At 64.5% G+C, this 13,071-nt stretch carries 12 protein-coding genes; 10 read left to right on the top strand and 2 right to left on the bottom strand.

The window, feature by feature from the left end; translation table 11 throughout:
• The first annotated feature begins 19 nt into the window (after positions 1-19).
• Both DTX69_RS13690 and DTX69_RS13685 read left to right on the top strand, forming a co-directional pair.
• Complete coding sequence (locus DTX69_RS13690) at positions 20-1,099, top strand: DmpA family aminopeptidase (RefSeq protein ID WP_119302110.1); 1,080 nt, start codon at positions 20-22, stop codon at positions 1,097-1,099.
• 177 nt (positions 1,100-1,276) lie between these two features.
• Entirely contained in the window at positions 1,277-3,649 is a 2,373-nt protein-coding gene (locus DTX69_RS13685) for an aminotransferase class III-fold pyridoxal phosphate-dependent enzyme (protein WP_119302109.1), read from the top strand.
• A 3-nt stretch (positions 3,650-3,652) separates the two neighbouring features.
• Here the strand turns inward: DTX69_RS13685 and DTX69_RS13680 are convergent, their stop codons facing one another.
• Positions 3,653-4,255, bottom strand: a complete 603-nt coding sequence (locus tag DTX69_RS13680) for a TetR/AcrR family transcriptional regulator (protein WP_119302108.1) — start codon at positions 4,253-4,255, stop codon at positions 3,653-3,655.
• A gap of 204 nt (positions 4,256-4,459) precedes the next feature.
• Between DTX69_RS13680 and DTX69_RS13675 the strand changes: the two genes are divergently transcribed.
• The 5 genes from DTX69_RS13675 (at position 4,460) to DTX69_RS13655 (ending at position 8,464) form a co-directional block, all read left to right on the top strand.
• Positions 4,460-4,951: a YHS domain-containing (seleno)protein gene (locus DTX69_RS13675; protein WP_119302335.1), complete on the top strand. Its 492-nt coding sequence runs from the start codon at positions 4,460-4,462 to the stop codon at positions 4,949-4,951.
• A gap of 176 nt (positions 4,952-5,127) precedes the next feature.
• Positions 5,128-6,288, top strand: a complete 1,161-nt coding sequence (locus DTX69_RS13670) for a GlxA family transcriptional regulator (protein ID WP_119302107.1) — start codon at positions 5,128-5,130, stop codon at positions 6,286-6,288.
• Between the two features lie 291 nt (positions 6,289-6,579).
• Positions 6,580-7,119, top strand: coding sequence for a PAS domain-containing protein (locus DTX69_RS13665; RefSeq protein ID WP_119302106.1), 540 nt, complete (start codon positions 6,580-6,582; stop codon positions 7,117-7,119).
• Between the two features lie 85 nt (positions 7,120-7,204).
• Entirely contained in the window at positions 7,205-7,741 is a 537-nt protein-coding gene (locus DTX69_RS13660; protein ID WP_162917149.1) for a PAS domain-containing protein, read from the top strand.
• A gap of 162 nt (positions 7,742-7,903) precedes the next feature.
• On the top strand, positions 7,904-8,464 hold the full coding sequence (locus tag DTX69_RS13655) for a PAS domain-containing protein (protein ID WP_119302104.1): 561 nt from the start codon (positions 7,904-7,906) through the stop codon (positions 8,462-8,464).
• A 233-nt stretch (positions 8,465-8,697) separates the two neighbouring features.
• Here DTX69_RS13655 and DTX69_RS13650 read toward each other — a convergent pair whose 3' ends face one another.
• On the bottom strand, positions 8,698-10,335 hold the full coding sequence (locus DTX69_RS13650; protein WP_119302103.1) for a winged helix-turn-helix domain-containing protein: 1,638 nt from the start codon (positions 10,333-10,335) through the stop codon (positions 8,698-8,700).
• 224 nt (positions 10,336-10,559) lie between these two features.
• Between DTX69_RS13650 and DTX69_RS13645 the strand changes: the two genes are divergently transcribed.
• From DTX69_RS13645 to DTX69_RS30635, 3 genes are read left to right on the top strand one after another with little or no spacing between them, the layout of a single operon-like run.
• Positions 10,560-11,549 (top strand): alpha/beta hydrolase, encoded by a 990-nt coding sequence (locus DTX69_RS13645; protein ID WP_119302102.1) that lies wholly within the window; start codon positions 10,560-10,562, stop codon positions 11,547-11,549.
• A 19-nt stretch (positions 11,550-11,568) separates the two neighbouring features.
• A complete protein-coding gene (locus DTX69_RS30640) occupies positions 11,569-11,982 on the top strand; it encodes a hypothetical protein (protein WP_284735796.1) in 414 nt (137 codons plus the stop codon).
• Positions 11,867-12,535 carry an alpha/beta hydrolase gene (locus DTX69_RS30635; RefSeq protein WP_284735790.1) on the top strand — a complete coding sequence of 223 codons (669 nt, stop codon included), beginning with the start codon at positions 11,867-11,869 and terminating at the stop codon, positions 12,533-12,535. The genes DTX69_RS30640 and DTX69_RS30635 overlap by 116 nt, the downstream gene beginning before the upstream one ends.
• Positions 12,536-13,071 lie beyond the last annotated feature (536 nt).

The raw sequence follows: 13,071 nt of genomic DNA, 5'->3' as shown, positions 1-13,071 counted from the left end.
CCGCAGCGGACGAGTCATCATGCCGAAAGCCAGATTACGCGACCTGGGGATCACTCTGGGGCAATTGCCTGCCGGACCACTGAACGCCATTACCGACGTCGCCGGCGTCACGGTCGGCGTTTCCACCATCATCCGTGATGAACCGCATGTGGCGCGCTCGGGCGTCACGGCGATCTGGCCATCGGCCAACGTGTTCTCGGATTTCCTGCCCGCCGGCTTCCATTCGTTCAACGGCAACGGCGAGATGACGGGCACGATATGGCTCGCCGAACAGGGCCTCCTCGCCTCGCCCATCTGCATCACCAACACGCATGCGGTCGGCGTGGTGCGCGATGCGATCGTGGAACTGGCCGCCAGGCGCAAGATCGAGCTGGCCTGGCACCTGCCGGTGACGGCGGAGACGTACGATGGCTGGCTGTCCGACGCCGAGCACTTCCCGGTGATCGCGGCCGATGCCATTGCAGCGCTCGAAAGCGCCAAGGGCGGCCCCATCCCCGAAGGCAATGTCGGCGGCGGCACCGGCATGGTCTGTCATGAGTTCAAGGGCGGCACCGGCACGGCCTCGCGCCGCTTGCCTGCCGAGCAAGGCGGCTGGACCGTCGGCGCGCTGGTGCAGGCAAATTACGGCCTGCGCAACATGCTGCGCTGCGGCCATGCGCCAGTGGGCTTGGAGATCACCGATGCTATCGTCCCTGTGCCGGAGCGGCTCAGCAAGCCGAAGACGGATCAGGGCTCGATCATCGTCATCCTGGCGACGGATGCGCCGCTCATCCCCATCCAGTGCCAGCGACTGGCGCGGCGTGCGACCACGGGCTTGGCGTGGGTCGGCGGGTTCGGTTCGAACTCGTCGGGCGACATCTTCCTCGCCTTCTCCACCGGCAACCAGGTGCCGATGAAATCGCCCATGACGAACCTGCGCATGCTGGGCATGGATGAATGCACGCCTTTGTTCCAGGCGGCCGCCGAGGCGACCGAGGAAGCAATCTGGAACGCGATGATCGCGGCGGAAACCATGACCGGCTGGCAAGGCCGCACCGTGCACGCCATTCCGCATGATCTGCTGACGCAGGCCTATGCGCGCTACGCGCGACGGGATTGATCGATCGCGCACCGTCTTGACTATGCCTTCAGGCTCGGTCAACGTCTGAGCGGGCTTGAACTTCTATTGTTGGATAAATTGTAAACCTTCCGCCAAGCGCGACACCGTTCTGCTCCAGCACGCTGATCGCAGTCGCCGCCCCCGGCGATCTCGCCCCGAGACGATGGAAGGTCAATCATGAAACATGACGATGATGTGAAGTTCCTGGCGCTGTCGCGACCGAACTTCACGCTTGAAGATGCGGAGCGCATCGCCCGCGAGCTCTACGGGCTGAATGCCATGGGCAAGGAGTTCTATGCCGAGCGTGATCGCAGCTTCTACCTGCGTGCCGACGATGCCCGCGAATTCGTGCTCAAAATCGTGCACCCGGACGAGCATGACTCCGCCATCACGTTTCAGATCGAAGCGCTGAACTGCATCGCGAAACAAGATCCTGGCCTGCCGATCCCGCGCGTGCAGCACACGCGCGACGGCGCACAGATCGCGCATCAATCCTCGAAGGACGGGCGCAGCCACATCGTCTGGATGCTGAGCTACCTGCCCGGCACGCCGGTGATGGAGACCGAGATCGCGCCCAAGGCCGTGCGCGAGGTCGGCCGGTTGGCAGGCCGGATGGATCGTGCACTGCGCGGCTTTTTCCATCCGGCCGCGGGCCGCGAGGTGGTGTGGGATGCGCGCATGGCGCCGCGGCTGGTATCGCACCTGGCGCTCATCGAAGACAAAGCGGACCGCGCCCTGCTCAAGCGCATCATTGCGGATTTCACAGCGGACATCCTGCCCAGGCTGGAGGGGCAGCGATCGCAGGTGATCCACAACGATCTCAACCTGCACAACGTGCTGGTCGATGATGCGCAGCCGGATCGCATCGCGGGCGTGATCGACTTCGGCGACATGGTCCATGGGCCGCTGATCATGGAGTTGTCGGTGGCCGCCTCGGACATCGTCCTGGCGGACGATCTGCTGGAGCGCGTGCAGGAACTGCTGCGCGGCTATCACGAGATCGTGCCGCTAACGGCCGGAGAAACCGAGCTGCTGTATGATCTGATCCAGACCCGGCACGCTATGTCGCTCGCCATCCTGGCGCGACGGCGGGCGCAGAACATGACCGAGGCCAACTACCTCGAGAGCTACGCCGAGCCGTGCCGCAAGGCCGCTTGGGCACTGGACGAGATCGGCCGCGAGCGCGCCTGTGCGGCCTTTCGCGCGGCAATCGAGCCTGCGCGTTCGGTGCAGGTGAAGCGCATTCCGGAGAGCGAAGTCGAGGCCGACCGCTCCGCCTTGCTGGCGCGGCGACGGCGGGTCATGGGGCCGCAGACTTACCTGTTCTATGACAAGCCGCTGCACATGGTGCGCGGCGAAGGCGCCTGGCTCTACGACATGACGGGGCGGCGCTATCTCGACGTCTACAACAACGTGCCGCATGTCGGGCATTGCCATCCGCACGTGGTCGAAGCGATCGCGCGGCAGGCCGCCATCCTCAATACCAACACGCGCTACCTGTGCGACGACGTGCTCGATTATGCCGAGCGCCTCGGCACCACCATGCCTACGGACAGCGACCTCACCGCCTGCATGTTCGTCAATTCCGGCAGCGAAGCGGTCGATCTTGCCGTCAGGCTTGCCAAGGCGTTCACCGGCGCGAGCGGCGCCTTGGTGATGGAATATGCCTATCACGGTTGGACCGAATCCGTTGAGGCGCTGTCGCCCGAGTTCCGCCCAGCCGATCAGCTGAAGCCGCACGTGCGCACGCTGATCGGCCCTGACGATTATCGCGGGCCCTATCGACGCGGCGGCAATGACATCGCGGCGCTTTATGCCGCCGATGCCAACCGTGCGATCCAGGCGCTCGCCGGCGGCGGCCACAAGCCGGCGCTCTTGATCGCCGATGCCGGGCTGCTGACCAACGGCGTGCTCGATGCGCCGATGGGCTGGCTGCAGGGCGTCTATGAACGCGTGCGGAAGGCGGGCGGCGTCTGTATCGCCGATGAGGTGCAGACCGGCTTCGGCCGCCAAGGCGATGCGATGTGGGGATTCCAGCCGCACGGCGTGACGCCGGACATCGTGTGCCTGGGCAAGCCCATCGGCAACGGCCATCCCCTGGGCGCGGTGGTGACGCGGCCGGAGATCGTGCAGGCGCTCATCGATCAGCACGTCTTCTTCTCGACCTTTGGCGGGAACAACGTGTCCTGCGCCGCCGGCATGGCCGTGCTCGACGTGCTGGAGCGCGAGCGCCTGCAGGAGAATGCAAGGAGCGTCGGCGCCCACTTCAAGCAGGCGCTGCGCAAGCTTGCTGACAAGCACGACCTTATCGGCGATGTGCGCGGGCGCGGCTTGCTGATCGGCCTGGAACTGGTGCGCGACCGCAAGACACTCGAACCGGCAGCGGCCGAGGCCAAGCGCGTGGTCAACCGTATGCGCGACCTCGGCGTACTGACGGCGACCGAAGGCCCGCACGGCAATGTCCTGAAGCTCCGCCCACCCATCTGCTTCACCCGTGAACAGGCCGACATGACTGTCGACGCGATCGACCGGGCACTGTCGGAGCTGTAGCGATCAGAAGCCGAGAAAGCGGCTGATCTGCTTGATCGCGGCGTCGAATGGTTCCGGGCTCATCGAGGCGCGGGACAACAGCAGACTGCCCTGCATCGTGGAGATGATCATGGCCGCGACGTCGTCGGCCGAGCCAGCGAAATCGATATCGCCGCGGGCCTTGGCCTCGCGTAGCTGATCGGCCAGCCATTTGCGGCTGGTATCGAAGAAGCGATCGACGGCGCGGCGAACATTGTCGGGCAGGCTGTTCGCCTCCATCGCCAGCACGCCGCACAGGCAGACGTGCCGCTGCTCCAGCATGATCTGGCGCGTGGCTTGGAAATAGCGTGACAGGCGCTTCCAGGCCTTCGGTTCGGCCTTTGCCAGCGCGGTGCACAGCTCTGCCATGACGGTCGCATAGCGGTCGACGAGCGCCGCGGCGAGATCCGACTTGCTGGGAAAGTAGTAATGGATGGTCGGCGCGCGGATCCCGACTTCATCCGCAATGTCGCGGTAGGAGAAGCCATTGTAGCCGCGTTCCTGGATGAGCCGTTGCGCGACATCCAGGATGCGGGCGCGCGTTTCCGCCGCTTCGTCCGTTGCTCGCTGTTCAGTGTCTTTTGCCACGAGGCCTCACGTCCATGTGATCAGCTGCCAGTTGCTGCCGCCTTCCTCCGATCTGTATATCTATCTATCAGTAGATAGACAAGAGCCAGCGAGGCCGCGTCAGCACCTCGCCTGCTCGCTCGAACATGGCACCGAGGCACCATCGACTCTCCAGCTCGATCAGCCCCGGGATCCATGAGCTGCGCCCAACCGAAGGAGACGACCATGAGACTACCGACTCTGATATTGGCGGCCGCGCTGCTCAGCACCGGCCTCGGTCACGTCGTGCCGGCCACCACGGCTGTCGCGGCGGGCTATGAGCTCAATCTCGATCAGGCCGGCCTTGCCATCCACGGCTATGATCCGGTCGCGTATTTCACTGATGGCGCGGCGATCGAAGGCAAGGCCGACATCACGGCCGAGCACAACGGCGCGACCTATCGGTTCGCGAGCGCGGAGCACCGCAGCCAGTTCCTGGCCGACCCCGAAAAATACCTGCCGCAATATGGCGGCTACTGCGCCTATGGAACGTCGGTCGGCAAGAAGTTCAACGGCGATCCCACCGCCTGGCGCGTGGTCGATGGCAAGCTCTATCTCAATCTCAGCGCCGATGTGCAGCGGAAGTGGCTCGAGGACGTGTCCGGCCGCATCACGGAGGCCAACAAGAAATGGCTCACGATCATGGACAAATCGCCGGAGAGCGTGAACGGCCAATAGTCGACGTGCTCGGGGGCGGCGGCCATGCCGCCCTCCTTGCATCGATACCTCGCATGAGTTCGGCGCAAGAGGTCACTGAGTTTTTTAGGCGTTCATGGAGCCCTGAGAAGCTGGTCAAATTCCCGCGCTGAACCGGCCGAAAGCCGGGAGAATGGCCGTTTTTGGGGACGCTGGGCATGCTCGACCCGATATCGAACGCGGAGCGGACGGGGGAGCCGGAGCTGCGCGGCGGCACACCCGCCGGAGGCCGTCGCAAATTCGGTGATGCTTGCCTTGCCGACAGTCAGGCGCTCAGGCGCGCCGCCAATCCGCAGTTCCTAAGGCACGGGCCAGACGGCATCATCGCCTGCCAGATTCTGCTGCTGCCCGGGTTCGAGCTGAATGAACTCTCTGCGCTGACCGAGGCGTTCGAGTGCGCGAACCGCATGCTGTGCGAGCGGCTGTTCGATTGGCATCTCGCCAGCCTCGATGGCGAGCCGGTGCGATCCGCGGGCGGCCTCGCGATTTCCGTCGCGCGGCCGGTCCTGAACAGCGACCACCGGCATCTCTTCCTGCTCTCCGCCTATGGCGGTGCGGACCTCGCTACACCGTTGTCGGCCCTGCTCTGCCGGCGCTACGCCACCGGCACCCACATTGCCGCGATCGGCGGCGCCTGTGCCTTGCTGGCGGAGACAGGGTTGCTGGCAACGCGCCCCTGCGCCGCCCACTGGTCGCTCACCGACGCGCTGACGGAGCGCGCGAAGACGATGGAGATCGCCGACCGGCTCTATGCCATCGACGAGCGGATCGCGACTTGCGCCGGACGCGACGCTACCCTCGACTTCGCGCTGCGCCTGATCGCGGATGCCGCCGGCGATCGGCTGGCGCGCATCGTGGCCGACAGCCTGAACCATGCGCGCCCGCGGGAGGCGAACGAGCCACAGCTGAGCGAGCTCGACTTCAGCGGGCAGCGCGGCACCAGCGCCATTGCACACACGGTCGCGACGATGCGCCGCCGCATGATGGAAGGCGAGGACCTGGTGGGCATCGCCGCGCACTCCGGCGTCAGCCAGCGCCAATTGCAGCGCCTGTTCCGCCGTCATCTCGGCATGACGCCGACTCAGTATTTCTTGAAGGCCCGCCTGCAGCGCGCGCGTCATATGCTGCAATACTCGACGCTGAGCGTGACCGAGATCGCGATCGCCACCGGCTTTGCTTCAATCTCGCATTTCACGCGCCGCTATACCGAACTGTACGGCCGCACACCGACGGCTGAACGCGGCCGCACGCCACGCCGCAGTCGGAACACAGCTTCCGTGTCGAAGACCGACTTCGCACTGGTACGCAGCGCCGCGTAGCGCGCACGTCCGCCCCTGCGGCGAATTGTCTATCCGGTCCGGCCTAGGTCAGGTGGTGCAAGACCAATGTCGGAGATGGCAGCCCCGAGCCATCCAATTATCACAGCGCGCATGTCTATCGCTTTGATCCAATTGTCTGAAGCGTTGGCTCACTGATCACAGCTCGGGGACACCGCGCGTTGCGCAGGCTCGATACGCGACGCGTAGGGCTGTTGCGATTCAACCTTTGTTGGTGAATTGGGGCGACCTTCCGTTATAAGTACACCTTATCAAACGACCAAGAAGCTTCGGATGATTATGATGAGCATGATCCATCCTTACGACGCGGAGAGCAGGTTCGACCTCGCGCTGTCGGAGATCAGCTCGGAACTGATCCAGCACTTCCATCGCCTTTGGCTGCAGGTCTGCAGCAATGGGCGCCTGCCCAGCCGCGCGGACATCGATCCCAACAACTTCAAGCGAATTCTCCCCAATGTGATCCTGGTCGATATCGAGCGCGATCCGTTCCGCGTGCGCTATCGGCTGTGCGGGACCAGGATCACCGAATTCTGCGGCCACCTAACCGGGCGCTATCTCGACGAGGTTGCGACGCACGATGTGTGGAGCACTGCTGCCTATCTCCGCCAATATGAGATCGCAGCCACCCAGGCGCGTCCGGTCTTCAGCTTCGACTGGATGGTCGGCCGGCTTGGGGCGCGCTATCCGTTCCAGACCGGCATCTGGCCGCTGGCGAGCGACGGCCGCACGGTCGACATGTGCATTGCGGTCGAGGACTATTTGAAGCTCCGGCGCAATGACGTGCAGTCCTCGACGGCATTATCGGCGCATTAACCACAACTCTGCTATACTGATTTGGGCAGTTGCGGGTCGCAGGATTTCCGGCCACAACTTTCATGCGCCTAGTTCAGTGGTGAAGATGAGCACGGCCACACCACCGGGATCTGGTACCGACACCGCAAGCGTTCAGGCGGTGTATCGCTTCGACATTCCCCTGTCGGAGGTGGCTTCGGCACCCATCAGGGGATTCGATGCCTATTGGCGCGGCAAGATGAAGGACGGGCGCCTGCCATCGCGCGAGGATATCGACCCGGCGGAGATCGTGCCGCTGCTGCCCGACCTCGTGCTCCTGAACGTGGAATGGGAGCCGTTCCGCTGCCGCGTGCGGCTGCGCGGCACCAGGGCGGAGCAGTTCCGCCCCGTCGATACCACCAAATACATCGATAGCAGCACCATCTTCGATCCCGGCCGGCGTGAGGATTACATCGCCGAGATGAAGTTCGTCGCGACCGGCCACCGGCCGGCCTTTGCGCGTGACTGGATGACAACCCGGTTTGGCGCCGTCCGCGAGATCTTCGCAGGCATCTGGCCGCTCGCCGCCGACGGGTCGCATGTCGACATGCTCGTCGTTATCGAGGATTTCGCAGGCTTATCGATCGAGGATTTCGCCTTTTAGTAATCCCTTTCCGGGTAGTGCCAAGTTCCGACCGTGCTATACTAATGATTGGGTTTCCTATGCCCTTTGCATGGTGGACGGCGCCGTGTCTCAGGTCGAGAGTCTGGGGTATGGCTGTCCTGGTCCGCCCTCTTCCAAGTGGCAGGGCTCCGGAGGTTGTCCATGTATCGCGAGTGGCAAGGAAAGATCGTCGAGTTTCAGCGAGCGGGTCGCGGATCGTTGTCGCCGCCACGGCACGACTATGAGTTCGACATCCCGCTGGAGGATGTGGCCTCGTCCTGCGTTACCGAATTCGACACCTATTGGCGATCCAAGGCGCGGCGCGGCCAGATTCCCGCACGCAGCGACATCGACCCGGCAGACTTCAAGTCGATCCTGCCCAACGTCATCCTGCTCAACGTCCTCGATGATCCGTTCCGCATCAGCGTGCGGCTGCGCGGCACGCGCATCGACGAGTTCCGGCCCAAGGGCAAGTGGACATACCTGCACGAGGCGACCACCTTCGACCGCGGCCGCCGCGAGGACTATCTGCGCGAAATGGAATTCGTGGTCCGTAACCGCCGCCCCGTCTATGCGCGCGATTGGATGACCTCGCGCTTCGGCGCCCTGTGCGATCTCTATGCCGGGATCTGGCCGCTTTCCTCCGACGGCGAGCGCGTCGACATGCTGGTGGTCATCGAAGACTTCGACCGCCTCGAGCCCGAGGATTTCGAGCTAAGCTAGCTAGGCCGTGGAATTCGAAAGTGCCACGTTGCGACCGCGACGGCATTGCTTGATCGAATCCTGGACCACACGGTGCTCTTCCACTTGAGTACAATGCTCATGTCTGGTGTGCCCCAATAGGGCTTCTGTTTCAGGAAGGCGTTCGCAATTTGACCCCTTGATCGAGGGCAGAACTCCTCTCAGTCGCTCCAAGTGGATATGCGGAGAGTCGGGCGTTCATTGCCAAGCGCACGCTACTCACGCGCGCCAGCGACTCTGAATCCGCGTGCGTAGACTTCGGCCACGGATTCGGCGAGTCCGGCCGCGTCGCGGTGCCAAGCAATTGAGAAGTCCGGCGCCTCCTGCATAAGTTCGGCAAGCAGCTTGCGTGCAGCCGGGACCTCCCCCATCAGCGCCAGCGCCGCAATGCGTCCGGCTTTCGCGTCGACATGGCCGGGCGCGCGCGCAAAGGCCTCGGCCGCGTCGGCGTAACGGCCGACGACCATCATGACCGCGCCGCGGTTCCAGTGGTACCAAGCGGGATGGTCGGGATTGAGGCGGATCGCGCGGGCAATCCATTCCTCTGCCTCGGGACCGAGCGCCGGAAAGTGTGCAGCGCGGTAGGACAGATAAGCGAGTATGTCCGCGTTGTTGGGCGCGACAGAAGCGGCGTGGCGAACCATGCGCTCGGCTCTTTCAGGATCATCCCAACGAACAGCATTCGCTGCCTGTGCGAGCGCGTGCGGATCGTTCGGTGAGACGCGATAGGCCTCGAGCGCAGCCGCCTCTGCTTCCTGCCACATGCGCTCCATCTCGGCCTGGGACATGCCCGGCGCCACCATGTTGTAGATGGTCAGCGAAAGCTGGGCCCAGGCTTCACCGAAGGTCGGCTCCATTGCCACCACGCGCCGATACATCTCGGCCGCTGCCGCCAGGTCCTCCGCCGTGTAGCTGTGGACGCGGTCCGTGGCCACCAGATAGAGCTCGTAGGCGCCGAGATCATCGATGCCCCTCTCCCGCGCCCTGGTGCGCTCGGCCCGGGCGATCGGGCCGTTCCAGTTCGCCGAAAGCTCACCTACCAGCGCCTCGGACGCCGCGCGTTGCAGAGCGAGGAAGTCGCCGGTCGCACCTTCCACCCGCTTCGACCAGAGTTGGCGTCCGGTGCCGGCGTCGCTAAGCGCGGCCGTGATCCGCGCAAGGTCCCCCTCGACCTGCAGGGAGCCGGTCACGAAATAGGTCGCGCCGAGATCAGCGGCCGTCTGCGGGGCGGGCTGATGAGCCCGCGTTGTGGCGTCCGCGAGCACGAAGAGCCAGTGATTCTGCGCCAGGTCCGCGATCATGTCGTGCGTCAGCGCGCGGCTCAGCCGGTCCCAGCGTTCGCCTTCGGTCAACGCCTCGAACGGGAGCACCGCCACCACCGGGCCGTCGGGGTGTGATGCCGCATCCTGCTTTGGCGCCCGCGCCGTCCCGCCGATGGCCAGCGCCGCGACCACCAGCACGACGGCAGTCAGAAGGATCGAACCGGCCCAGACCGGCCAGCGGTGCGCGCCAACAGTCGGCTGCGCGCGCCGTTCCGGAATCAGATGGAGCGAATAGCCGCGCTTGGCGTGGGTGCGCAGCGCCCCCCTGCCCTCTTCGCCGAGGGCGCGCCGAATCTCGCCGACGCACTGGACCAGCCCATCCTCGTCGACCAGGGTTCCAGGCCAGACCAGCTTGAGCAACTCGTCCTTGGTGACGAGCTCACCCGGCCGCGCGGCCAGCACCCGCAAGAGCGCAGCCGTCTTCGGGCGGAGCGTCGCCAGGCGGCCGTCGCCGGACTGCGCCTCACCGGTCTCGAGATCAACGGTCGTCTGGCCGATCTTCAAGGTGCCGTTCATCGGTCGCGCTGCCATTTCGGCGGATTTCGGCAAAATTTCGGCGCGACTTCAGGACGCCGCCGAACGCAATCGCGCAGATTTACAGCTGCACCGAGGCTCTCAATTTTGGCCAATCGAGGATTCCCGCGCATGACCCCATGACCGGACCCTTGCTGGTGCTGCGATGATACCAGGACCGCTCGCGCAAAGCAGCGGCCTTTGAGGTTTTGCGCCCTGTCATTCACCCTCGTGAGGAGACGATGTCGCCTGCATCGATGACCCGCCGGACCATGTTGACGGCAGTCGCGGCGATGGCCGCTACGCCCAGCCTGGCTCAGGAATGCCAGATCGGCGTGCCGCCGCATGAGAAGGGGCCACCCGTCTTCATGGATTACGACCTGGAGGAGCTCGACGCCGCCTACAGCCAGGAATACTACGAGCCGCTCGGCAATCGGGTTCTCAAGCGCCTCGAATCCAACAGCGCCGCCACGCGCGCCCGCCTCGGCGAGCCGCAGCGCGTTGCTTATGGAGAGGACGTATTCGAGAAGCTCGACATCTATCGCGCCGATCGTCCCAAGGCGCCGATCTTCGTCTTTATCCATGGCGGCCTCTGGCGCTTCGGTTCGGCCGCGCAATATGCCTACCCGGCCGAGATGTTCCTGGATGCGGGCGCCCATTACGTGACGATCGATTTCGATTCGGTGACGCGCGTGAACGGCGACCTGGGCGTGCTGGCCGCGCAGGTGCGGCGTGCCATCGCGTGGGTCTACCGGAACGCCGCCAGCTTCGACGGAGATCCCGATCGCCTCTATATCGGCGGCCATTCCTCCGGCGGGCATCTCTGCGGCATCACCTTGGTGACAAACTGGCAGAGCGCGTTCGGCTTGCCAGCCGACCTCGTCAAGGGCGGGCTGTGCATGAGCGGCATGTACGACCTGGAGCCCGTGCGGCTTTCCTGGCGCCGGAACTACATCGCCTTCACCGACGCCATGGTGGAGGCGCTGAGCGCGCAGCGGCACATCGCCAAGCTGAACGCGCCGGTCGTCGTGACCTATGGCACGTACGAAACGCCCGAGTTCATCCGCCAGAGCCGCGCCTTTGCCGCCGCCATCCAGGCGACGGGCAAGCCGGTCACGCTCATCGAGGCGCAGCACTACCATCACAACGAGATGGTCGAATCCCTCGGCAACGCGTACGGGCCGAACGGCCGTGCCGCGCTTGCCATGATGGGATTGGCGGAGCGTTCATAGCGATCAGAGGGAGGGGAAAATGTCCGTCACCCGCCGCGCCATGCTGGGCACCGCCGCGGCCGCCATCGCCACGCCGGCCCTGGCGCAGTCATGCCAGATCGGCGTGCCGAAGCACGAGAAGGGCCCGCTCGTCTTCATGGACTACGACCAAGTCGAACTCGATATCGCATACCGGCAAGAGTACTACGAACCTCTGGGCCGGCGCGTTCAAGGCCGTCTGTCGGCCACCAGCGGCGAGGTGCGCCGGCGCATCGGCGAACCGCTCCACCACTCCTACGGAGAGACCGCGGTGGAGACGCTGGACATCTATCGCACCGATCGCGCCAATATTTGTCTTCATCCATGGCGGCACGTGGCGCTTCGGTTCGGCTGGGGAATCCGGCTATCCCGCCGAGATGTTCGTCAAGGCTGGAGCCCACTATCTCGCCATTGATTTCGCGTCGGTCACCCAGGTAAACGGCGATCTCGGCGTGCTGGCGGCGCAAGTCCGCCGCGCCATCGCCTGGGTCCACCGGAATGCCGCCAGCTTCGATGGCGATCCCGAACGGCTCTATATCGGCGGCCATTCGTCGGGCGGCCATCTGTGCGCGGTGGCGCTGGTGACTGACTGGGCCTCGGAATTCGGACTGCCTGGCGACGCGATCAAAGGCGGGCTCTGCATGAGCGGCATGTACGAAATGGAGCCGGTTCGCCTCTCCTATCGCCGCAGTTACATAGCCTTCACCGACGAAATGGCGGACGCGATGAGTCCACAGCGCCACATCGACAAGTTGGCCACCCCAATCGTCGTCTCATACGGCGTCTTCGAGACACCCGAATTCCGACGCCAGGCTCGCGACTTCGCCGCAGCCGTCAATGCGGCCGGCAAGACGGTAACGCTCATCGAAGGCCAGTACCACCACGACGAGATGGCTGAAACCCTGGGCAATCCTTATGGCGCTAACGGTCGCGCTGCCTTGGCAATGATGGGGCTAGACCGGGCGTAGTCTCAACGCAGTCACGGAACTGATGGCGGATGCTTTGGTTGCTCGTTGCTCACGAGGGCACACCCTAACCCTTCCGGCGCGGTGCGCGCAGGGGTCGTCAGTCAGCCGTGCAGCGTGCGGACTTCCTGCTCTGTCAGTTCGGCCCGCTGCCACATCGCCCGCGGGTTCCGGATCATGTGCGGGCGCGCTTCCTCGTTGCGCAGGAAGCCGCAGGCATCCGCGCGAAATGGAATTCGTGGTCCGTAACCGCCGCCCCGTCTATGCGCGCGGATTTCGAGTTCGACTGACCAGCCTGTGGCCCTCTAGGTCGAAGCCATAGCCGGTTCACGCCAAGCCAGGAGAAAGTCGCGAAATCAGCTGCGCGCTTTTTCGCGTCGCGTCGTGATCCGACGGAACTGCTTGATCGAAGCCTGAATCACGCGGTACTCGTCCCATCAAAACATGCTCATGTCCGGTGCGCCTTTGAGAGCGGCCTCCCGTTCCAAATATTCGTTAGTCGCGGTTTTGACCCGAAACAACCATCGTGACTGGCACAC

The organism is Dongia deserti (assembly GCF_003574735.1).
GTDB lineage: Bacteria > Pseudomonadota > Alphaproteobacteria > Dongiales > Dongiaceae > Dongia_A > Dongia_A deserti.
This window is presented reverse-complemented; position numbering and strand designations above follow the sequence as displayed.